This is a genomic window from Thermus albus, from assembly GCF_022760855.1.
Classification (GTDB): domain Bacteria; phylum Deinococcota; class Deinococci; order Deinococcales; family Thermaceae; genus Thermus; species Thermus albus.
In genome coordinates, this window is sequence record NZ_JAKTNR010000003.1 from 253,792 (window position 1) to 273,062 (window position 19,271).

Here is a 19,271-nt window from a genome sequence, read left to right on the forward strand (position 1 = left end):
TTTAAATCAGCTGGAACCCCCACCGCCCCCCTAAAACCCCAAGGGACGTCAAGGTTTCCTCAGCCGCCTGGCGGGTACGCGGGAACCCTGCCGTTAAGAGGTAGAGAAGGCCCACCATCTCCCCCAGCACCAAAAACCCATACCGCTTCCGCTCCTCTTCCCAGAGGGTTTCCATGCGCATCCTGGCCATGCGCCAGGGGGTGGGGAGAAAATGATTCCCGGAAAACCCTGCCTCGGGATGGCAGAACTTGGGATCGCTGGCGGTGAGAAGCGCCCGGCAGGCGAGGGGGCGCCAAGGGTAGACCCCGCAGAGCCCCTCCGCCAAAAAGGGGCAAGGGGTCCGGCTTAGGAAGAACCGGCCGGGGAACTGGGGGTCGTCCTTGCCCTCCTTTAGGAGGGCCAGGCGTCTTGGGCCTTCCTGCAAGAGCCTTTGCCTCTGTTCCGCTCTGAGGTGGGGTAGGAGGGCTTCCCCTTCCAGGCGGGAAAGGGTGACCAGACCCAAGCAGCAGGCGAAGCACCCGGCTCGGCAAGAGGGCTGGACACCCTTTTTGGCCAGGTAGTCGGCGAGATCGGCCTCGAGGCCCTGCCAATGGACTTCTACTGGGCTCATCGGCGTAGGCGCCAGAGACCCTTCCTGGGGTCAAAGGGGCAGGCCCGCACGGCCACCTGGGGGCAGAAGCGCCGGTGCCGGGCCACCTCCTCCGCCAGGGCCTTGGGCAGGTGGCAGCGGGGGCAACGGGCCTGGGTTAGGGGGGGCCGCATCCCGTAGGCTAGGAGGAGGACCAGAACCAAAAGGAGAAGAAGGCCCAACGCGTCCATAAGGGTTAGTGTACGCTCTTCTCATGGCCAACCTTGCGCCTTTCCTGGAGCCTTTGGTGCCCGGGGTTTCCCCGGCGGTTTCCGCCTGGATCAAGGGGCTTAAGGAGGTGGAGCGCCACCTGGAGCGCTGGGCCTTTGACCTTCCCGAGGAAGGCTTTTGGTGGCGGCCCAAGGAGGGGCTGAACCCCATTGGGGGCCTGGTACGGCACATCACGGGAAGCTCCTTGCGGCTTTTCAGCTATGCCTTCCCCCAGGAGCTTCCCCACTGGGCCCAAAGGGGGAGGGAGTGGGAGCTCCAGGGGGAGCCTGAGCCCAAGGGGGTGGTGGAGGCCCGGTTCCGGGAGGCTTGGGCAAGGCTGGATTCCGCTTTCCGGAGTCTGCGGGAAGAGGAGCTTTCCCAGGAGGTTCCCGTGGGTGCCCAGGGCCTGATGGCCCCCAGGGCCCATATCCTCCACCACCTGGTGGAGCACGCCCAGCACCATGCCGGCCAGGTCATCTACGCCCGCAAGCTCATGTAAGGACCCTTGTCCTCGGGGGTTGGCCGTAAGATGTTCCCATGGAACGCATCGGCCTGCGCGGTTCTCCCAACCTGACCCTCGAGGCCCTCAAGGAGGCCCTGAAAGGCGTGCGGATCTCTGAGGCCAAGGTCTACCTCATCACCGACTGGCAGGACCGCCGGCACCAGGCCCGCTACGCCCTCCTCATCCACGGGGGCAAGAAGGACCTCCTCACCCCCGATGCCTTCGGCCCGGCCTTCCCGGGCGGGGAGGAGGCCCTTTCGGAGCTGGTGGGCCTTTTGCTGCGCCTAGGGGCCAGGAAGTTCTACGAGGCCGTGGTCTCCCCGGCGGAGCTCACCGCCCTTTTGGGGCTTCCGCCCGAGGAGCTCATCCGGCGGGTGAACGCCATCGCCAACCCCACGGACCCCGGCATCTATCTAAAAAAAGCCGCCTAACCGTAGAGGAGCTTAAGCCTGGCGGCCTCCCCCGCAAGCTGGGGGAGGGCCCCAAGGTCTATCCCGGTGGCGTAGCCCTTGCCCTCCAAGTAGGGGACGACCTTTTCCGTGGGCAGGTTGCCCACGAGCTCGTCCCCAGCGAAAGGGCAACCCCCCACCCCGGCCAAGGCCCCTTCCAGCCAAAGGACCCCGGCCCCCAGCACCGCTTCCACCTTTTCCAAGACCCTATCGGGCCGGGAATGGAGGTGGGCCCCCAGGCCCTCAGGGCCAAAGCGGGCCACCGCCTTTTCCAAGACCTCCCCGATGCGGCTTGCTTCCGCTATCCCGTAGGTGTCCGCTAAGGCGATCTCCTTGACCCCGAGTTCCCGTAACCGGGCGATGTCCTCCAGAACCCTTTCCACGCTCCACGGGTCCCCATAGGGGTTGCCGAAGGCCATGGAGAGGTAGACCACCAGGCCAAGCCTGCCCTCCGTGGCCTCCACCATGGCCTTCACCAGGGGCCAGGATTCCTCCCGGGAACGGTTGGTGTTCTTTAGCTGGAAGGTTTCCGAAAGAGAAAAGGGGTAGCCGATGGCCGTGAGGTTGGGGGCCGTAAGGGCCCTTTCCAGGCCCTTCTCGTTGGCCACGATGGCCAGGTAGGTGCGGCCCTGGGGTGGGGGCAAGGCGGCCAAGATCTCCTCGGCATCCGCCATCTGGGGCACCCACTTGGGGGAGACGAAGCTGGTGAGGTCCAGGTGGCGGAAACCGACTTCCAGCATTTTCCGCAAAAAGGCCACCTTCTCCTCCGTGGGGATGAAGCGGCGGAAGCCCTGCCAGGCATCCCGTGGGCATTCCACATAGCGGATGGGGGTCCGGGTCATGGTCACCCCTAGACTTGAAAGACCCCGATGCGCAAAGGTTCCCGCTCGGGGTTCAAGGCGCAGGCCTCGAGGGCCTTGATGAGCCATTTCCGGGTCTCGTGGGGGAAGAGGATCCCGTCCACCCAAAGGCGGGCGGCGGCGTAGCGGGGGTCCAGGGTTTCCTCGTAGCGGCCCTTGATGCGCTCGTAAAGCTCTTTTAGCTCCTCGTCGGAGGGCTCCTTGCCTTCCCGCCTAAGCTTTTCCACCTCCAGCTCCAAAAGGGTCTTGGCCGCCTGGGCCCCGCCCATCACCGCGTACTTGGCACTGGGCCAGGCGAAGAGGAACCGGGGCGCATAGGCCTTCCCCGCCAGGGCGTAGTTCCCAGCCCCGAAGGAGCCCCCTAGGATCAGGGTGATCTTAGGCACCACGGAGTTGCTCACCGCGTTCACCAGCTTGGCCCCCCGGCGGATGATGCCGGCTTGCTCGGACTCCTTGCCCACCATGAAGCCGGTCACGTCTTGGAGGAAGAGGAGGGGGATATTCATCTGGTTGACCTCGAGGATAAACCGGGCCGCCTTGTCCGCGGCTTCCGCGTAGATCACCCCACCCACCTCAATCCGCCCCTTTTTCTTCAGGATGAGGCGCTGGTTGCCCACGATGCCCACGGGAAACCCCCCAATGCGGGCAAAGCCGGTGACCAGGGTCTCCCCGTACCCCCCCTTGTACTCCAGAAACTCGGAGCCGTCCACTAGCCGGGCGATCACCTCCCGGAGGTCATAAGGGCGGGAGCCATCAGGGGCGATGAGGCCGTAGAGGTCCTCAGCGGGGTAGAGGGGTTCCTTGGCCTCCTTGCGCCCTTCCGCCCAAGGGGCCAGCCTTGGGGGAGGGTAGAGGGCTATAAGCTTCCGGATTCTTTCCAAGGCCGCCTCGTCATTGGGCTCGTAGAAGTCCACGGTGCCCGAGACCTCAAAGTGCATCCGGGCTCCGCCTAGCTCCTCGCTGCTGACCTCCTGGCCGATGGCCGCTTTCACCAGGGCAGGGCCCGCCAAGTAAAGCCCGCTTCCCTCGGTCATGATGAGGACGTCGGTCATGACGGGAAGGTAGGCTCCACCAGCCACGCAGTTGCCCATGATGGCGGAGATCTGGGGGATGCCCAGGGCCGACATGCGGGCGTTGAGGTAGAAGATGCGGCCGAAGTCGTCTTGGTCGGGGAAGACCTCATCCTGGAGGGGGAGGAAGACCCCCGCGGAGTCCACCAGGTAGAGGGTGGGGATGCGGTTTTCCAAGGCGATGGTCTGGGCCCGGATCACCTTCTTGGCGGTGATGGGAAAGAAGGCCCCGGCCTTTACCGTAGCGTCGTTGGCGATGATCATCCAGTCCTGGCCCTGGATCTTGCCGATACCCGTGATCACCCCCCCCGCTGGGGCCCCACCCCATTCCTCGTACATCCCCCACCCGGCGAAGGCCATGAGCTCGTAGAACTCCGTTCCCGGATCTAAGAGCTTGGCGATGCGCTCCCGGGCGGTGAGACGGCCTTTTTTGTGCTGGCGCTCCATGGCCTTGGGCCCACCCCCTTGGCGCACCCTTTCCAGGCTTTCCCTAAACTCCCGCACCAGGGCTACCCAGGCGTCCTTGTTGGCCTTGAATACGGGGCCTTCCCGCTCCTCCGGGCGGAGCTTGCTCTCGAGGCGGGCTTCCGGACCCATGGCCTTACTATAACGCTTTCTTGCCTAATCGGAAAAAAGCGTGGCTTTTGGGGAAGGACAAGGGGTTTGGGATTGGATCTTTTGCGCCTGCCGCCTGGCCTCCTGGTCCACCCGTTCGTTCTCCGGGTGGCCGTTATGCCCCCGCACCCAATGGGGCACCACCTGGTGCCGCTTCAACTCTTCCCCGATGGCCTCCCAGAGGTCCTGGTTTTTCACCCCGCGGAAGCCTTTCCCTTGCCATCTAGGTAGCCACTCCGAAAGGGCCTTCACCAGGTACTGGCTGTCCGAGAACAGGTGCACCTCGCAGGGCTCCTTGAGGGCCCTTAGGCCTTCCAGCAGGGCGGTGAGCTCCATGCGGTTGTTGGTGGTGCAGGCCTCACCCCCAGAGAGCATGCGCTCCTGGCTCCCATAGCGCAAGAGGGCCGCCCACCCGCCGGGCCCGGGGTTGCCCAGGCAGGCGCCATCGGTGTAAAGCTCCACCCGTTTCACGACCAGAGGATGGGCCGGTGGGGGAAGGCCAAGGGGGCTTTGCCCTCGCCGGGGAAGACCAGCTCCTTTAGAGTCAAGCCCACGTGCCTAGGACCGGTGGGACTCATCCGGTAGATTTCCCCTCTGCGGTTCATTTGGGGTAGGGGCCCCAAAGCGGAGTTCCAGGTGCTTCACCCCCGGGAAGAGGCGTTCAAACTCCTCTACATCAAAGCGGTACCGGACGGCCATGCCCCTATTCTAGGCCCCAGATGGCGGCGGGAGCCAGTTCCACCAGGTTGCCTTCGGGGTCGCGGGTGTAAAGGCTTTTGCCCCCGGGCCACTCCGCCCACCACACGGGGAAGCCCCTTTCCTCAAGCCTTTTCGCCCATAGGGGGAGTTCTTCCTCCGCCACCTTGAAGGCTACGTGCACGCTGCCCCTGGCCCCGTGGGGAGGAAGGTTTGCTTCCTTTTCCGTCTGGTGGGGGTTGAAGACCAAGAAGACCCCCCTCCCCGCCCGGAAAAAGGCGTGGCGCGGGGGTTGGAACTGGAAGCAGGGAAGACCCAAAACCCCCTCGTAAAAGGCCCGGGCCTTTTCCAAATCCTCGGCGTAAACCGCGGTTTCCAGGACCTCCACTACTTGAGCTTGGCGATGAGGTCAGCCACGGGAATGGCCTCGAGGGTGGTGGTCCGCACGCTCCCCCTGGCCGAGAGGTGGAGCATGGCCCGGGCCACGGCTAAGGCATCCTCCGCCTCCACGATGTTGACGAAATCATAGGGCCCAAGGACGGCGTACTGGGCCACCACCTTGACCCCGAAGTCCCGCTCCAGCTCCTGGTTGACCTCCTTGACCCGCTCGGGGTTTTTCACCAGGGTCTCGGCGCCGTCATCGGTAAGGGTGCTGAGCACTATAAAGGTGGGCATCTTGGCCTCCTTTCCCCCTCAGAATAGCCCAGGGGTTTCTCTCCAGCAACCCAAGAGGAGAGCGTTACCCCCGCACCTTGCCCCGTGATTTCTTACAAGATTAGGCTTGCTAAAAGGTTCTATCAGGGTCCATACCTTGGCTTGCGCCCAGGTGAGCGGCATCCGCGGGCCTCGAGGTCCACCCTGGCCTAGACCCCTGCTCCCACCTCGAGTTTCATATCCACCACTAGGAGGCGGCAGCCATGCCTTCCGGCCAAGGGACCCAGGACCAGGGCCAAGTAGATGACCAAAAGGGCGTGGGCCCGGCTAGCCCCAGCCGTAGCCCAGGGCAGCCCTTCACCAATTCGCGCTTGGTGGAGGGCTGGGCCTCCTTGTCCAGACATTGTTCCAGGAAAAGAGCCTTTAAGGTCCTAGCCGGCCCTCCCGTCACTCCCACTCTATGGTGGCCGGGGGTTTGGAGGTGAGGTCGTAGACCACCCGGCCGATCTCCGGCACCCTCCGGGTGATGCGCCTCGCCACCGCGTCCAGGAATTCCAGGGGGAGCCTGGCCCAGTCCGCGGTCATGAAGTCCTCGGTGGTCACGGCCCTTAAGGCCAGAACGTAGCCATACTTCCTTTCATCCCCCGCCACCCCCACGCTCCGCACCGGGGTAAGGACGGCCAGGGCCTGGGCCACGCTTCCGTAAAGCCCCCACTCCTTTAGAAGGCTGATGAAGATATCGTCAGCCTGGCGCAGGATGGCCAGCTTTTCCTCCGTGACCTCCCCCAGGATGCGCACCGCTAGCCCCGGCCCCGGGAAGGGGTGGCGCAGGCGGATGGGGTCAGGGAGGCCAAGGAGCAGGGCCAGCTCCCGCACCTCGTCCTTAAAGAGAAGGCGGAAAGGTTCCAGGAGTTCAAACTGCAGGTCCTCTGGGAGCCCGCCCACGTTGTGGTGGCTTTTGATTTTGGCGGCCCCCGCCTCGCCCGCGGACTCAATCACGTCGGGGTAAAGGGTGCCTTGGGCCAGGAAGCGAAAGGGCCCCGTCTCCCGGGCTACCTGGGAGAAGACCTCCACGAACTCCCGGCCGATAACCTTGCGCTTTTCCTCGGGGTCCTCCACCCCCTTTAGGGCCTTGAGGAAGCGTTCTTTGGCGTCCACCACCCGCAGGTTCACCCCTAAGGCCCTTAAGGCCCCCTCTACCTCCTCCCTTTCGCCCAGGCGCAGGAGGCCGTGGTCCACGAAGACCGCCAGATGGTCCACCCCGGCCCTGGCCAGGAGGAGGGCTAGGGTGCTGGAGTCCACCCCGCCGGAGACCGCCAGGAGGACCCGATCCTTTCCCACCTTGGCCCGCACTTCCCGGATCAGGTCCTCTAAGATGTGCTCTGGGGTCCAGTCCCGGGGGATCCCGGCCGTCTCCAGAAAGTTTTCCAGTATTTGCATCCCCTTGGGGGTGTGGGCCACCTCGGGGTGGAACTGGACGGCGAAGGTTTTGCCGTCGGGGGCCTCCATGGCCGCTACAGGGTTCTCCTCGGTTTCCGCTGCCACCCGCCATCCCGGGGGAAGCTGGGTAACCGCGTCTTGGTGGCTCATCCAAACCTGGACCTCGCCCTTTAGGCCCCTAAAGAGGGGGCCTTGGTAGCGGGTGAGGAGGGCTTTGCCATATTCCGCCCGCCCGGCCCGCTCCACCTTGCCCCCAAGCTCCTGGGCTAAGAGCTGCATGCCGTAGCAGATGCCAAGGGTAGGGAGGCCCAGGGCCAGCACCTGGGGGTCGGGCCGGGGGGCTTGGGGGTCAAAGACGCTTTTGGGACCCCCGGAGAGGATGAGCGCCTGGGGCTTGTGCTTGAGAACCTCCTCGAGGCTCACCGTCCCCGGCAGGATCAAGGAGAAGACCCTGAGTTCCCTGAGCCTCCTGGCGATGAGGCGGGTGTACTGGGAGCCGAAGTCCAGGACCAGGACCATGTAGGCTAGTTTACCGGGTAGAAGGAGGAAAAGTACTTGGCCTGTTAAGCTCTCCTGTTGCCCAAGGGGGGCTGTTTACAAAAGGCGGGGTTGATAGACGATTTTTTTCTCGTCTGCGTTAGGAAGAGCTGGACCCAACATGGCCTCAATGAACTCAAACCCTTCTTTTCCCGGGGGGACAGGAATCGCCGGAAGGCTACGTTTAAGGGCCTGATTTCCCTCAATGGGGAGGTCCAGAACGAAGACGGGTCGGCCCATTGCGTGGGCTTTTTCTGCCGCATCCCAAGTGCCGCTTTGCCGTGGACGACCGTCTACTTCCTGGGCTTTGGGCCCCGTTTGGATGATTAAAACCGCATCCGCCAAACCCACTACAAGGCGGTTACGCCTCATGGCGTGGTGCGCCCGCCAAGGTAGATAGGGTTCCAGTTCGGACAGGAGAAGAAGGCGTTCTGATAGGTATTGTCCGAGTTTCCGCAACAGCCGAGTGGCGTCGGGACTCTTGAGGCCAAAGGGGACCACACCTATGGCGTAACCCCTTTCCAAAGCGCCCAATGTGGCTTCCCAGTCCACACCCCGAGCCAGGCCCGTTATTACCGTATAGGAGGCTTTAGCGAAGTACTCGGCCGCTTCGCGAGCCAAATGGAGGGCTTCTTCTAAGGCGTGGCGAGAGCCGAGAATGGCCAAAGCTTTAGTTGGGTTGGCCAAGTCCTCCCGTCCGAGAAAGTACAGGGAAGGGGGTTTGGCTAGGGGCCCCTTCAGCGAATCTTCTAGGCGTGAGGGGTACCCTGGGCTTCCAGGGAGAACCTTTTTCAAGGAGATAGCCATGCCTTCATGGTATCAGAAGGGTCCTGTGAGGGCGCTATGGTCAGCGCCCAGGCCTCTATGGTGTCAGCTCCAGCAGATAGGAGCCTATTTTGGCAAGCCTCGAGGTGGATCCCGTACCTACGATGTCGTCCAAGAGGAGAATCCTCTTCGGTAGGACCGCCCCTTTCTGAAGGTGGATGCGTTTTTCTAGCTCATGGGCACGAAGTTCATTGGGGATATTCTTAACGGGCACACCGTCTTCCTTGTGCAGTACGTGCTTTACAGGTAGGCCTAGGAGATTGCCAAGGGCTTCGGCTAGAAGAAGAACCGGTTGGTGGGAACGCTTTATGCTAGGAGGAGCTGGAACGACGGCTTCGTAAGAGGCGTTTACTCTACGTATTTGGTAGGCCAGAGTGGAGGCAAGAAGGTGGATCAAACCGTGTAGATCTGGAAAGGGAAGGTTTCCGTATTTGGCTCGGTAGAGGAGTTCACCCACGGGGGTGCGCAAGGGGGTTGGCATATGCTTGCTTTTTAGCGTATGAAGGTCAAGCGTTCGGACGCGAAGGGTGCCTGGCCCATGGAATATATAGGGTTGGAAAGCTACGGGAGGAAGGTATCCCTTTTCCAGTAAATAACGGGCGGTTTGGGAACCGATGGGCTCCTCGGTTATTCCCCGGACAAAAACCTCCCGGACAGGAATCCCGGGTTGGGTGGGACCAATAGGCCATTGCCGTAAGGCTTGGCCTTTTGGGGTGTTCAAGTCCTCTGGCCATAGAACGTGGATGTATTCTTCTGTGGGGGCTAGGAATACAGTTCCAATGGGCCAAAGAGAGGGCATACCTTTATTGTAGGTGCCCCTTTGGGGTGTAATAGGGCCTATGGCCGAGGTGGAAAGCTTTGCGTTGGACCACACCAAGGTTCAAGCGCCTTACGTGCGCTTGGCGGGAAGGAAAACGGTGGGGGGCGGCTTGGTGGAAAAGTACGACCTGCGCCTGGCCCAGCCCAACCGGGAGGCCATTCCCACAGGGGCCTTGCACACCCTCGAGCACCTTCTCGCCGGCTATCTACGGGACCACCTGGAAGGGGTCATTGACCTTTCCCCCATGGGGTGCCGCACCGGGTTTTACCTGGTGGTGGAGGGTCCTTTGGAGGAGGAGAGGGTCTTGGTGGCCTGGGAGCGAGCCTTGAGGGATGTGCTTGTGCATGAGGGCCCTATTCCCGGGGCTAGCTTCAAGGAATGCGGCAACTACCGGGACCACGACCTCCGTGGGGCCAAGGCTTGGGCGGAGAAGGTGTTGCGGGAAGGCCTGAAGGTGCAACCCACGATTCCCCTGGAGGGAAGGTGACCGCCTTTTTCGCCGCGGAGCCTGAGGAGGCTTCGGCGCTGAGGGAGGCTTTGGAGGTTAAGGAGGCCCTTGGGGCCCCTTTCCCCCTCCACCGGGCCCCGGGGGTCCTGGTGGCGGAAACCGGGGTGGGCAAGGTGGCGGCGGCCTCGGCGGTGGCCTATGTCCTGGCCCGCTTTGCCCCCAAGGAGAGCTACTTTCTGGGGGTAGCGGGGGCTTTGGATCCCTCCTTGCGGGCCTTGGACCTCCTCCTGGCGGAGAGGGCGGTGCAGTGGGACGTGGACCTCACCCCCTTTGGCCGGGAGCCTGGGGAAACGGCCTTTGGGGTGCGGTTCTTCCCCTCGGACCCTGCCCTTTTGGCGAAGGTGGAAAAGGCGGCGGAAAGCCTGGGCTTCCCCTTTCGGCGCGGGGTGGTGGCCACGGGGGACCGGTTTCTGGCGGATAGGGAGGAGGCCAGGAGGCTTGCGGGGCTTCACGGGGCCCAAGCGGTGGAGATGGAAGGGGCCGCGGCCCTCATGGTGGCCTGGCGCTTCCGCCATCCCATGGCCTTGGTACGGGTGGTAACCGACGGGGCGGGGGAAGAGGCCGCCAGGGACTTCCAGGCCTTTTTGCAAGGGGCCTCGAGGCGGCTTGGCCTCCTGGCCCCTGCCCTTTTGGCATACTGAAAGGGGAGGGGTCCATGGAAATCAAGCTTTTCGCGGGGAATGCCCACCCCGACCTGGCCCGGCGGGTGGCGGAGGCCCTGGGGGTTCCTCTGGGCAAGGCTTTGGTGGACCGTTTCCCCGATGGGGAGGTGCAGGTGCGGCTTCTGGAAAGCGTTCGGGGAGACGACGTCTACTTGATCCAGCCCACCAGCCCTCCCGTGAACGACCACCTCATGGAACTCCTCCTCCTGGCCGATGCCGCCAGGAGAAGCTCGGCGGGGCGCATCAACGCCGTCATCCCCTACTTCGGTTATGCCCGCCAGGATAAGCAGACCCAAGGCCGCGAGCCCGTCAGCGCCAAACTGGTGGCCAATCTCCTGGAAACCGTAGGGGTGCACCGGGTGATCGCCATTGACCTACATGCGCCCCAGATCCAGGGGTTCTTTGACATCCCCGTGGACCACCTTTCCGCCGTACGGCTTTTCGCCCGCTACCTCCAGGAAAAGGGGTACACGGAAAACGGGGTGGTGGTCTCCCCGGATGCCGGCCGGGCCGAGGAGGCCAGGCGGCTTTCCGAAAGGCTGGGCCTACCCTTTGCCATGCTGGCCAAGCGCCGCCACGGCCCCAAGGAAACCTCCGTCACCTACGTGATCGGGGAGGTGGCGGGGAAAAGGCCCTTGATCATAGACGACATCGTTTCCACCGGGGGCACCATCCGGCGGGGGGTGGAGGCGCTGCTCATGGCCGGGGCCTTACCCGAGATGGTGGTCATGGCCACCCACCCGGTCTTGGTGGGGGAGGCCCGGGAAAACCTCTCCCACCCGGCCATCCGGGAGGTGATCTTCACCGACACCATTCCCCTAAAGGACGGGGGGTATACGGTGCTTTCCACCGCCGAGCTCCTGGCCCAGGCCATTCAGCACGTGCACACCAACCAATCGGTGAGCGCCCTTATCTAAGCCCTGGTGAAAAAGGACACATGTCCCCCGGGGATGGGGTAAGCTACCCTCCGGGGGTTTTATGGCTAAAGTAGTCATCCACATTTTCCATGGGGAGCCCAGCAGCCTGAACACGGGGGTACACCTGGCCGAGCGCATCCGCCAAGTGAAGGAGGAGCGGGGGGTGGACTTGGAGGTCTACATCTTCGGGCCTGCCGAGCGGGCGCTTTTGGACCCTGCCTTGGCCGAGTACAACCAGGGGGTGGATAGCCTCGTGGCCCAGGGGGTGCCGGTGTACACCTGTCTTAACTCCGCTAGGGCTTTGGGGGCCGAGGAGGCCTTCAAGGCCCGGGGTATCCGGCTGGCCTATGCCCGGGATCGCTTCGTGGACTACGCCCTGGAAGGGGCTACGGTCTATAGCTTCTAGCCATGTCCCAGGCCTACCGCGTGGAAGTACGCCGCCAGGATGCCCAAAGGGCCCTGGCGGAGGCCCGGGGGTTCACCTTGGTCCTGGGGGCCCGCCGCGCCGACCTGGAGGCGGGGGTTAATCCGGTGGAAACCCTCCTGGCCGCACTGGGCAGTTGCCTTCTTACGGGTATCCAGTTTGTGGCGGAATCCTCCAAGGTGCCCTTGGAAGGGGCCAGGGTGGTCCTCGAGGCCAGCCGGGAGGACAAACCTCCGAGAATCGCCCAAATAGGCTTTGTTCTGTACCTGGAGAGCTCGGCTCCGGATGAAAGGTTGCAAAGGCTCTTTGAGCTAACCCTTAAAAACTCCACCCTCTACCAAAGCCTCAAGGACACCATTCCCATAGCGGGAAAGTGGGAGCGGGCATGAACCCGGTGGTGGTGGTAGGTCTCTTCTTGCTGGCCGTGGTGTCCGGCATGCTGGGCCTGGGGGTGGCCTTTGCCGCCGTGCCCTTCTTGAGCCTCTTTTTGCCGGATTTGGTCCACCAGGTTCAGCCCCTTTCCCTTCTCCTCAATGGGGTGACGGCTCTTTTTGCCGTCTTCGGCTTCGCCCAAAGCGGTTTGGTGGATTGGCGCAAGGCCATCCTTCTGGCCCTGGTTACCACCTCCTTCGCCCCGGTGGGAGCCTGGCTGGTGCAGCGGGTGGAGGTGCGGTATGTGTGGTGGATCTACCTGGGGGCGGTGGCCTACCTGGCTTACAACCTCTTTCGCCCCGTTTCCCCGAAGGCGCCTCGGGAAAACTTCCCCATGGCCTTGGCCTTGGCGGCCCCCATCTCGGTGCTTTCTGGGTTTTTGGGGGTAGGCCCGGGGTTCCTCCTCATGCCCACCCTAATCCTCACCGGCCACGACCCCAAGCGGGCTGCGGCCATCAACGCCTTTGCCGTGACGCCCCCTTCCTTCTCCTCCCTCCTGCCCCATCTCCCCACCGCCCGGCTGGACCTTGGGCTCACCCTTTCCCTGGTGGTGGCGGGGGCTTTGGGCAGTTACCTGGGCTCCCGCCTCACGAGCCTCTACCTGCCTTCTCAGCGCCTAAAGCAGCTTTTTGGGGTGCTGATCCTGCTGGTGACCCTTTACAAGGTCTTCTCCTAGGCGCGGGTGGATGGAAAGCGCAGGGATGTGCTAAGCTTTCCCTTAGTGTGCCCCTTAGGGGCCTTGGATAGTTCAGGAGGAGACATGGAATACCGTTTGCAAGCCCAGTACCGGGAGGGGGAGAAGCCCGCCGCTTTGCGCCGTGCGGGGAAGCTCCCCGGCGTCATCTACAACAAGCACCTGAACCGGAAGGTGTACGTGGAGCTGGGGGAGTTTGACAAGGTCTTCCGCCAGGCTTCCATTCACCAGGTGATCGTTCTGGAACTCCCCGATGGCCAGGAGCTTCCCACCCTGGTGCGCCAGGTGAACTTGGATAAGCGCCGGCGCCGCCCCGAGCACGTGGACTTCTACGTGCTCTCCGATGAGCCGGTGGAGATGTACATCCCCTTGCGCTTCGTGGGTACGCCCCAGGGGGTGCGGGAAGGTGGGGTGTTGCAGGAGATCCACCGGGACATCCTGGTCAGGGTTTCCCCGCGGAACATCCCCGAGTTCCTTGAGGTGGATGTCTCCAGCTTGGGCATTGGGGATAGCCTCCATGCCGCTGACCTGAAGCTTCCTGAAGGTGTTAAGCTGGCCGTTTCTCCCGAGGAGACCATCGCCGCGGTGGTGCCCCCTGAGGACGTGGAGAAGCTGGCGGCCGAGGTCCTCGAGGCCCCCGCCGAGCCCGAGGTGATCAAGAAGGGCAAGAAGGAAGAGGAGGAGTAATACCCCCCACCTTGGCTTTCGCCGAGGTGGGAACCCCGGTGCCTCCCTTTTCCGGGCTAGGCCCTCGAGCACCTCTGGAGCACCATATGGCGGGAAAGGGATAGGAGGTGGGATCGGCCAGCGGTCCCGCCTCCTTTTGGGGAGGGGGAGGAATGTTTTTGGTGGTGGGCCAGGGAAACCCGGGGGAGCGGTACGCCAAGACCCGGCACAACCTGGGGTTCATGGTCCTGGACCGGCTGGGGCTGGAGTTCCGCCCCAAGGGGGAGGCCCTTTTGGCCGAAGTGGAGGTGGCAGGGGAGAAGGGGATTTTCCTCAAGCCCCTCACCTACTACAACCTAAGCGGCCAGGCGGTAGCCCCCTTGGTGCGCTTTTACAAGATCCCTCCGGAGCGCCTTTTGGTGGTCCACGACGAGATGGACCTGCCTTTGGGGCGCTTGCGGCTACGGGCTGGAGGAAGCCCGGCGGGAAACCGGGGGGTGGCCTCCATCGCCGAGGCCCTGGGAACCGAGGCCTTTCACCGCCTGCGCCTGGGCATCGGCAAGCCCCCTGCCCGGGAGTTGGGGGCGGCGTATGTGCTTTCCCCCTTCCTCCCCGAGGAGTGGCCGGTGGTGGAGAGGGTCCTCGAGGCGGCCAAGGAGGCGGTGCTGTGCTGGGTTAGGGAAGGGCTTGCCCCGTGCGCCTCCCGCTACAACCGTCTGGACCTTTCCCAAGAGGGAGGCTAAGCTCTAGACATGGCCGCGCCTAGAGTCCTCCTCATCGCCGGGGGAAGGAGCCCCGAGCACGAGGTTTCCTTGCTCTCCGCCCAGGGGGTCTTGGAGCACATGCCCTTTCCCACCGAGCTCGCCGTGATCGCCAAGGATGGCCGGTGGCTTCTGGGCGAGGAGGCCCAGGAAGCCCTTAGGGCTGGCGTGGCCCTAGAGGGCCGGGATGCCTTCCCACCCTCCTTGGAATGGAGCCGGTTTGACGTGGTTTTCCCCTTGCTACACGGAAGATGGGGAGAGGACGGCACCCTTCAGGGTTTCCTGGAAATGCTAGGCAAGCCCTACGTGGGGGCGGGGGTGGCGGCCAGCGCCCTTTGCATGGACAAGGACTTAAGCAAGCGGGTCTTGGCCCAGGCGGGGATTCCCGTGGTGCCCTGGGTGGCGGTTTACCGGGGAGAGACCCCCCTTATTCCCTTTGACCCACCCTTTTTTGTCAAGCCCGCCAACACGGGTTCCAGCATCGGCATCCGCCGGGTGGAGGGGTACGCTGGGCTGGAGGAGGCCCTGGCGGAGGCCTTCCGCCACGACCAGAAGGCCGTGGTGGAGAAGGCCCTTTTGGGGGTGCGGGAGCTGGAGGTGGGGGTCTTGGGCAACATCTTTGGGGAAGCCAGCCCGGTGGGGGAGGTGCGCTATCGGGCGGCCTTTTACGACTATGCAACCAAGTACACCCCGGGGCGGGCGGAGCTTTTGATCCCGGCGCCCTTGGACCCGGGCACCCAGGAAACGGTGCAGGAGCTGGCCCTGAAGGCCTATAGGCTTCTGGGCATCCGGGGCATGGCCCGGGTGGACTTCTTCCTGGCGGAGGGGGAGGTCTACCTCAACGAGATCAACACCATCCCCGGCTTCACCCCCACCAGCATGTACCCCAGGCTTTTCGCCGCCGGGGGGCTTCCTTACCCCGAGCTCCTCAGGCGGCTGGTGGAGCTGGCCTTGGAGTAGCCACCCCCCGGGTGGGTTGGCCGTAAGGGCCCTTTTCCCCTGGCATTCCCCTAGCCTCTGCGCTAGGATGGAATCCTGAAGGGAAAGGGGGTCTTATGGACCTTTTGGCGAGGCTTGGCCTTTTTGGACGTCGGGTCCTCCTCTTGCACCACGACGACCTGGGCCTGACCCATGCGCAAAACAGCGCCTACCAGGCCCTGGGCTTTCCCACGGGAAGCGTGATGGTGCCAGGGGCCTGGGCCAGCGGGGTGAGGGGGGAGGATTTGGGGGTGCACCTGGTGCTCACCAGCGAGTGGCCCGCTCCCCGGATGCGGCCCCTGACGGAAGGGGAAAGCCTTAGGGACGAGGCGGGGTATTTCCCGAGTTCCTTGGAGGTTCTGTGGCAAAGGGCCCGCCTCGAGGAGGTGGAACGGGAGCTAAGGGCCCAGATTGAGGCGGCCAAAAGGCTTTTCTCGCCCACCCACGTGGATACCCACCAAGGGGCGGTACTAAGGCCCGACCTGGCGGAGGTTTACCTGCGGTTGGCCCAGGAGTACCACCTGGTGCCCTTGGTGCCGGAGAGCCTCGAGGGCCTCGGGGTCCCCAGCGTCTTCCTACCGGACCTGGAACGGCTCCTAGCCCAGGCCCCCTTTCCCAAGGTGCGCTTCCTGGACGCCTACGGCCTTCCCCCGGAGGAATGCCTGGGTTTCTATTTGGACCTGGCCAAGTTACCGCCAGGCCTTTATCACGTCGTCCACCACAGCGCCCTCCCAACCCCTGAGGGCCGGGCCCTTCCCGACTGGCAGACCCGGGAGGCCGACTATTTTGCCCTTTCCCACCCCGAGGTGCGGAGGGTTTTGGCGGAGTTCCACCCCCTGACGTGGCGGATGGTCCGGGATGCGCTTTAGAAGGAGGCGATGATGAAAAAGTGGCGCTACGCCTCGGGGCAGCTGGGGCTTACCTTGGTTTCCGAAAGCTTTGGCACCTATCTGGCCTTCTTTTATCTGGAAAAGCTGGGCCTTTCCGCCGCCTTCTATGCCCTGGCCCGCACGGTGTATGCCTTCTGGGATGCCGTGAATGACCCCCTATTCGGCCACCTTTCCGATCGTACCAAAACCCGCCTGGGCCGCAGGCGCCCTTGGCTCCTTTTGGGGATACCCCTTTTCCTCCTTTTCTACATCCTGGTCTTCTGGGTGCCCGAGTGGGCCCGCTCCCCTGCGGTTTTGCCCTATTACTTCGCCGTGGGCATCGTGCTTTATGAAACCATGGCCACCGTGGTCTGGACCAACTACGGGGCTCTATTCCCGGAGATGTTCCGGGGCCTCTCCGAAAGGGCAGGGGCCGCCGCCTTAAAGCGGGGCACCGAGCTTTTCGGCCTCATCCTGGGGATTGCCCTGGCCCCTTTGGTCTACGCCCAGGTGGGTTTCCTGGGCATGGCCCTTTTCTTCTCTGTCCTTGCCCTTTTGGCCTTCCTCCTCTTTCTCCCGGGCATCCAGGAAGACCCCAGGGCGGAAAGCGGGCTTGGGCTTCGGGAGTCCTTCCGCCTGGTCCTGGCCAACCGGGCCTTTTGGGTGGTGGCCTTGGTGGGGCTTCTCTTTGAGTTTGGGCGCATGGTGATCCAGACGGGCATGGCCTTCTACGCCAAGCACAGCCTGGGCTTGCCCGAGGCGGCCACCACCTTCCTCTTCGCCGCGGTCTTCCTGGTGGCCCTGCCCTCCGTCTTCCTCTGGGGAAGGCTTGCGGGGGCCTTGGGGGGGAAGCGGGCCTGGCGGCTGGCCCACCTTCTCATGGGCTTGGCGGCCCTGCTCCTCTTCCTGCCGCAAAGCCTTTTCCCCGCCATCCTGGTGGGGGCCTTGGTGGGGGTGGGGTTTGCCGGGGTGCGGGTCACGGGGGAGGTGGTGATGGCTAAGGTGATTGACCTGGACGCCGAGAGGACGGGAACCCGGCGGGAAGGGGCCTACTACAGCCTGGTGGGGCTTTTGGGCCGGGCTTCGGGGGCTTTGGTGGGGCTTTCCTTCGCCCTTCTCGGTCCCCTTTTCGGCTACGTGAGCGGGGAGAACCCCGGCCCCAACCCGGGCTTGGCCTTCCGCTTCCTGGTGGCGGTGATCCCGGGGGTGGCCATCCTGCTGGCCTATTTCCTCACGGCCTTCTTCCCCCACGAGATAAAGGAGTGAGGAACCCCATGAAGCTGGACCCCAACCACCCCAGGCCCACCCTTCAGCGCCCGAGCTGGAAGGCCCTCGAGGGCCCCTGGGACTTGGCCCTAAGCGAGGCGGAACGGCCAGAAAGGGTGCGCTTCGGTCGCAAGATCCTGGTTCCCTTCCCGCCTGAGGCCCCGGGTAGCGGGGTGGACGAGCCTTTGGTGGAGGTGGCCTGGTACCGGAGGGTTTTGCGCCTGAGGCCAAGGCCTGGCTGGCGGGTTTTCCTGCGCTTCGGGGCCGTGGACTACCGGGCGGAGGTCTTTTTGGATGGGGTGAGGGTTTTGGCGCATGAGGGCGGGCACACCCCTTTTAGCCTGGAACTCACCCCTTTGGCCAATAGGCCCCTCGAGGTCCTGGTGCGGGCCGAGGATGACCCCTGGGATGCGGAAAAGCCCCGGGGAAAGCAGGCCTTGGCGGAGCCCGAGGGAATCTTCTATCCCCGGACCACGGGGATATGGCAGCCGGTATGGTTGGAGTGGGTACCGGAAAGCCATATCGCCGCCTTGCGCCTAACCCCGGACCTGAAGGCTTTGGGCTTCCACCTGGAGGTGCGGGCCCTGGGGGAAGGGGATGGGGTGGAGGTGGCCCTTTTCCCGGGGGCAAGGGGGGAGGGGTTGGTGGCGGAAAGGCCTTGGTTGGAGGCCCGCTTTCCCCTTTTGGGTGGGCTTGCCCGGGGGTTTTTGGGGCTTCCCTTCAAGGGAAACGCGGAGGCCTTCTACTGGCGCCCGGAAAACCCGGTGCTCTTCCCCTTGCGCCTCCGCCTCCTTAGGGGAAGGCGGGTGTTGGACGAGGTCTATTCCTACGGGGGCCTAAGGGAGGTTTCCGCCAGGCAGGGGGTCTTCTTCCTCAACGGGGAGCCCTACTTCCCCAAGCTGGCCTTGGACCAGGGGCTTTGGCCCGAAGGCCACCTGGCGGCCCCAGGCCTATCCGCCCTTAGGCGGGACGTGGAGCTGGCCCAAGCCTTGGGCTTCAATGGGGTGCGCAAGCACCAGAAGCTGGAAGACCCCCGCTACCTCCACCTGGCGGACCGGCTTGGGCTTTTGGTGTTTGCCGAGATGCCCAGTTTCTTCCGCTTCTCCCCGACTGCGGCCCGGCGTTACCTGGCCGAACTCCAGGTGGCTTTGGAGCGGGACTATAACCACCCCAGCGTGGTGGCCTGGGTCCTTTTCAACGAAAGCTGGGGGCTTGCTCCCTGGAGGCGGGAAACCCAGGCCTTCCTCCAAGGGGTCTTCCTGCTAGCCCGTGCCTTGGATCCCAGCCGCCTTTTGGTGGACAACGACGGTTGGGAACACGGACCTTTTTGGGACCTCTACACCGTGCACGACTACGCTCCCCCCGAGGTCCTCTCCCGGCGGTACGGGCAAGGGGGCTTTCCCTTGGCCCCCATGGGCCGCCCCCTTTCCCAGGAGGGTGTTCCCGATGGGGTGTGGCCCCTTCTTTCCGAGTTTGGAGGGCTTAGGCTAAGGGGTCCTACCCCGGGCTGGGGGTACCGGGAGGTGGAGGGGGAAGAGGCCTTCTTGGCGGAAGTTCTGCGCTACGTGCAGGCGGTGTGCGAAAGCCGTCTAAGCGGGTTTGGCTACACCCAGCTCTACGACACCTTCCAGGAGGAAAACGGGCTTTTGGACTTTTGGCGTAGGCCCAAGGTGCCCCCGGAAAGGGTGCGGGCCTTGCTGGAAGGGTGCGAGGTGAGGCGGATCCTTTTTGAGTAGGGAGGGGAGGATATGGGTGCACCCCGAAAAGGTTGGCTGAAAACGCTTTGGA

At 63.8% G+C, this 19,271-nt stretch carries 25 protein-coding genes; 14 read left to right on the forward strand and 11 right to left on the reverse strand.

Going from position 1 to position 19,271, the window contains the following annotated elements; translation table 11 throughout:
• Position 1 precedes the first annotated feature (1 nt).
• Both L0D18_RS05120 and L0D18_RS05125 read right to left on the reverse strand, forming a co-directional pair.
• Positions 2-610: a YkgJ family cysteine cluster protein gene (locus L0D18_RS05120; protein WP_243027769.1), complete on the reverse strand. Its 609-nt coding sequence runs from the start codon at positions 608-610 to the stop codon at positions 2-4.
• Positions 607-819 carry a hypothetical protein gene (locus L0D18_RS05125; protein WP_243027770.1) on the reverse strand — a complete coding sequence of 71 codons (213 nt, stop codon included), beginning with the start codon at positions 817-819 and terminating at the stop codon, positions 607-609. Before L0D18_RS05125 ends, L0D18_RS05120 begins: the two co-directional genes overlap by 4 nt.
• 23 nt (positions 820-842) lie before the next feature.
• Between L0D18_RS05125 and L0D18_RS05130 the strand changes: the two genes are divergently transcribed.
• Entirely contained in the window at positions 843-1,337 is a 495-nt protein-coding gene (locus L0D18_RS05130; RefSeq protein WP_243027771.1) for a DinB family protein, read from the forward strand.
• Positions 1,338-1,375: 38 nt separating this feature from the next.
• Entirely contained in the window at positions 1,376-1,771 is a 396-nt protein-coding gene (locus L0D18_RS05135; protein WP_243027772.1) for a DUF3197 domain-containing protein, read from the forward strand.
• On the opposite strand, the gene L0D18_RS05140 is transcribed toward L0D18_RS05135, so the two are convergent.
• From L0D18_RS05140 to L0D18_RS05180, 9 genes are all read right to left on the reverse strand, one after another.
• Positions 1,768-2,631: a hydroxymethylglutaryl-CoA lyase gene (locus tag L0D18_RS05140; RefSeq protein WP_243027773.1), complete on the reverse strand. Its 864-nt coding sequence runs from the start codon at positions 2,629-2,631 to the stop codon at positions 1,768-1,770. The genes L0D18_RS05135 and L0D18_RS05140 overlap by 4 nt on opposite strands.
• A gap of 8 nt (positions 2,632-2,639) precedes the next feature.
• Positions 2,640-4,316 carry an acyl-CoA carboxylase subunit beta gene (locus tag L0D18_RS05145; RefSeq protein WP_243027775.1) on the reverse strand — a complete coding sequence of 559 codons (1,677 nt, stop codon included), beginning with the start codon at positions 4,314-4,316 and terminating at the stop codon, positions 2,640-2,642.
• Positions 4,317-4,340: 24 nt separating this feature from the next.
• Complete coding sequence (gene rnhA, locus L0D18_RS05150) at positions 4,341-4,805, reverse strand: ribonuclease HI (protein WP_243027776.1); 465 nt, start codon at positions 4,803-4,805, stop codon at positions 4,341-4,343.
• Between the two features lie 87 nt (positions 4,806-4,892).
• A complete protein-coding gene (locus L0D18_RS05155; RefSeq protein ID WP_243027778.1) occupies positions 4,893-5,033 on the reverse strand; it encodes a hypothetical protein in 141 nt (46 codons plus the stop codon).
• Positions 5,034-5,037: 4 nt separating this feature from the next.
• Positions 5,038-5,418, reverse strand: coding sequence for a VOC family protein (locus L0D18_RS05160; RefSeq protein ID WP_243027780.1), 381 nt, complete (start codon positions 5,416-5,418; stop codon positions 5,038-5,040).
• Entirely contained in the window at positions 5,418-5,705 is a 288-nt protein-coding gene (locus L0D18_RS05165) for a glutamine synthetase/cystathionine beta-lyase binding protein (protein WP_243027781.1), read from the reverse strand. The genes L0D18_RS05160 and L0D18_RS05165 overlap by 1 nt, the downstream gene beginning before the upstream one ends.
• Before the next feature lie 426 nt (positions 5,706-6,131).
• The gene (guaA, locus tag L0D18_RS05170) at positions 6,132-7,643 is read right to left on the reverse strand and encodes a glutamine-hydrolyzing GMP synthase (protein ID WP_243027782.1); all 1,512 of its coding nucleotides are present in this window, start codon (positions 7,641-7,643) and stop codon (positions 6,132-6,134) included.
• 75 nt (positions 7,644-7,718) lie between these two features.
• Positions 7,719-8,468 carry a DNA-processing protein DprA gene (locus tag L0D18_RS05175; RefSeq protein WP_243027783.1) on the reverse strand — a complete coding sequence of 250 codons (750 nt, stop codon included), beginning with the start codon at positions 8,466-8,468 and terminating at the stop codon, positions 7,719-7,721.
• A 55-nt stretch (positions 8,469-8,523) separates the two neighbouring features.
• Positions 8,524-8,955 carry a ComF family protein gene (locus tag L0D18_RS05180; RefSeq protein WP_243027784.1) on the reverse strand — a complete coding sequence of 144 codons (432 nt, stop codon included), beginning with the start codon at positions 8,953-8,955 and terminating at the stop codon, positions 8,524-8,526.
• Positions 8,956-9,325: 370 nt separating this feature from the next.
• On the opposite strand from L0D18_RS05180, the gene L0D18_RS05185 reads away from it, so the two are divergent.
• From L0D18_RS05185 to L0D18_RS05240, 12 genes are all read left to right on the forward strand, one after another.
• A complete protein-coding gene (locus L0D18_RS05185; protein ID WP_243027785.1) occupies positions 9,326-9,793 on the forward strand; it encodes an S-ribosylhomocysteine lyase in 468 nt (155 codons plus the stop codon).
• Complete coding sequence (gene mtnN / locus L0D18_RS05190) at positions 9,790-10,455, forward strand: 5'-methylthioadenosine/S-adenosylhomocysteine nucleosidase (protein WP_243027786.1); 666 nt, start codon at positions 9,790-9,792, stop codon at positions 10,453-10,455. The genes L0D18_RS05185 and mtnN overlap by 4 nt, the downstream gene beginning before the upstream one ends.
• A 14-nt stretch (positions 10,456-10,469) precedes the next feature.
• On the forward strand, positions 10,470-11,393 hold the full coding sequence (locus L0D18_RS05195) for a ribose-phosphate diphosphokinase (RefSeq protein ID WP_243027787.1): 924 nt from the start codon (positions 10,470-10,472) through the stop codon (positions 11,391-11,393).
• A 61-nt stretch (positions 11,394-11,454) separates the two neighbouring features.
• On the forward strand, positions 11,455-11,799 hold the full coding sequence (locus L0D18_RS05200) for a hypothetical protein (protein WP_243027788.1): 345 nt from the start codon (positions 11,455-11,457) through the stop codon (positions 11,797-11,799).
• Positions 11,800-11,801: 2 nt separating this feature from the next.
• A complete protein-coding gene (locus tag L0D18_RS05205) occupies positions 11,802-12,206 on the forward strand; it encodes an OsmC family protein (RefSeq protein ID WP_279232190.1) in 405 nt (134 codons plus the stop codon).
• Positions 12,203-12,925 carry a sulfite exporter TauE/SafE family protein gene (locus L0D18_RS05210; protein WP_243027790.1) on the forward strand — a complete coding sequence of 241 codons (723 nt, stop codon included), beginning with the start codon at positions 12,203-12,205 and terminating at the stop codon, positions 12,923-12,925. Before L0D18_RS05205 ends, L0D18_RS05210 begins: the two co-directional genes overlap by 4 nt.
• An 84-nt stretch (positions 12,926-13,009) precedes the next feature.
• The gene (locus tag L0D18_RS05215; RefSeq protein WP_243027791.1) at positions 13,010-13,630 is read left to right on the forward strand and encodes a 50S ribosomal protein L25; all 621 of its coding nucleotides are present in this window, start codon (positions 13,010-13,012) and stop codon (positions 13,628-13,630) included.
• Between the two features lie 152 nt (positions 13,631-13,782).
• Entirely contained in the window at positions 13,783-14,352 is a 570-nt protein-coding gene (pth, locus tag L0D18_RS05220; RefSeq protein WP_243027792.1) for an aminoacyl-tRNA hydrolase, read from the forward strand.
• 9 nt (positions 14,353-14,361) lie between these two features.
• Positions 14,362-15,330 carry a D-alanine--D-alanine ligase gene (gene ddl / locus L0D18_RS05225; RefSeq protein WP_243027793.1) on the forward strand — a complete coding sequence of 323 codons (969 nt, stop codon included), beginning with the start codon at positions 14,362-14,364 and terminating at the stop codon, positions 15,328-15,330.
• Positions 15,331-15,425: 95 nt separating this feature from the next.
• On the forward strand, positions 15,426-16,217 hold the full coding sequence (locus L0D18_RS05230; RefSeq protein ID WP_243027796.1) for a carbohydrate deacetylase: 792 nt from the start codon (positions 15,426-15,428) through the stop codon (positions 16,215-16,217).
• 12 nt (positions 16,218-16,229) lie between these two features.
• Positions 16,230-17,483 carry an MFS transporter gene (locus L0D18_RS05235; RefSeq protein ID WP_243027823.1) on the forward strand — a complete coding sequence of 418 codons (1,254 nt, stop codon included), beginning with the start codon at positions 16,230-16,232 and terminating at the stop codon, positions 17,481-17,483.
• Between the two features lie 8 nt (positions 17,484-17,491).
• A complete protein-coding gene (locus tag L0D18_RS05240) occupies positions 17,492-19,219 on the forward strand; it encodes a glycoside hydrolase family 2 TIM barrel-domain containing protein (RefSeq protein ID WP_243027798.1) in 1,728 nt (575 codons plus the stop codon).
• The last annotated feature ends 52 nt before the right edge of the window (positions 19,220-19,271 follow it).

Bases quoted from the DNA above. Each gene is read 5' to 3' on its own strand.
- L0D18_RS05120 (WP_243027769.1), bottom strand. From the start codon at position 610: ATGAGCCCAGTAGAAGTCCATTGGCAGGGCCTCGAGGCCGATCTCGCC.
- L0D18_RS05125 (WP_243027770.1), bottom strand. From the start codon at position 819: ATGGACGCGTTGGGCCTTCTTCTCCTTTTGGTTCTGGTCCTCCTCCTA.
- L0D18_RS05130 (WP_243027771.1), top strand. From the start codon at position 843: ATGGCCAACCTTGCGCCTTTCCTGGAGCCTTTGGTGCCCGGGGTTTCC.
- L0D18_RS05135 (WP_243027772.1), top strand. From the start codon at position 1,376: ATGGAACGCATCGGCCTGCGCGGTTCTCCCAACCTGACCCTCGAGGCC.
- L0D18_RS05140 (WP_243027773.1), bottom strand. From the start codon at position 2,631: ATGACCCGGACCCCCATCCGCTATGTGGAATGCCCACGGGATGCCTGG.
- L0D18_RS05145 (WP_243027775.1), bottom strand. From the start codon at position 4,316: ATGGGTCCGGAAGCCCGCCTCGAGAGCAAGCTCCGCCCGGAGGAGCGG.
- L0D18_RS05155 (WP_243027778.1), bottom strand. From the start codon at position 5,033: ATGGCCGTCCGGTACCGCTTTGATGTAGAGGAGTTTGAACGCCTCTTC.
- L0D18_RS05165 (WP_243027781.1), bottom strand. From the start codon at position 5,705: ATGCCCACCTTTATAGTGCTCAGCACCCTTACCGATGACGGCGCCGAG.
- guaA (WP_243027782.1), bottom strand. From the start codon at position 7,643: ATGGTCCTGGTCCTGGACTTCGGCTCCCAGTACACCCGCCTCATCGCC.
- L0D18_RS05175 (WP_243027783.1), bottom strand. From the start codon at position 8,468: ATGGCTATCTCCTTGAAAAAGGTTCTCCCTGGAAGCCCAGGGTACCCC.
- L0D18_RS05185 (WP_243027785.1), top strand. From the start codon at position 9,326: ATGGCCGAGGTGGAAAGCTTTGCGTTGGACCACACCAAGGTTCAAGCG.
- L0D18_RS05195 (WP_243027787.1), top strand. From the start codon at position 10,470: ATGGAAATCAAGCTTTTCGCGGGGAATGCCCACCCCGACCTGGCCCGG.
- L0D18_RS05200 (WP_243027788.1), top strand. From the start codon at position 11,455: ATGGCTAAAGTAGTCATCCACATTTTCCATGGGGAGCCCAGCAGCCTG.
- L0D18_RS05205 (WP_279232190.1), top strand. From the start codon at position 11,802: ATGTCCCAGGCCTACCGCGTGGAAGTACGCCGCCAGGATGCCCAAAGG.
- L0D18_RS05210 (WP_243027790.1), top strand. From the start codon at position 12,203: ATGAACCCGGTGGTGGTGGTAGGTCTCTTCTTGCTGGCCGTGGTGTCC.
- L0D18_RS05215 (WP_243027791.1), top strand. From the start codon at position 13,010: ATGGAATACCGTTTGCAAGCCCAGTACCGGGAGGGGGAGAAGCCCGCC.
- pth (WP_243027792.1), top strand. From the start codon at position 13,783: ATGTTTTTGGTGGTGGGCCAGGGAAACCCGGGGGAGCGGTACGCCAAG.
- ddl (WP_243027793.1), top strand. From the start codon at position 14,362: ATGGCCGCGCCTAGAGTCCTCCTCATCGCCGGGGGAAGGAGCCCCGAG.
- L0D18_RS05230 (WP_243027796.1), top strand. From the start codon at position 15,426: ATGGACCTTTTGGCGAGGCTTGGCCTTTTTGGACGTCGGGTCCTCCTC.
- L0D18_RS05235 (WP_243027823.1), top strand. From the start codon at position 16,230: ATGAAAAAGTGGCGCTACGCCTCGGGGCAGCTGGGGCTTACCTTGGTT.
- L0D18_RS05240 (WP_243027798.1), top strand. From the start codon at position 17,492: ATGAAGCTGGACCCCAACCACCCCAGGCCCACCCTTCAGCGCCCGAGC.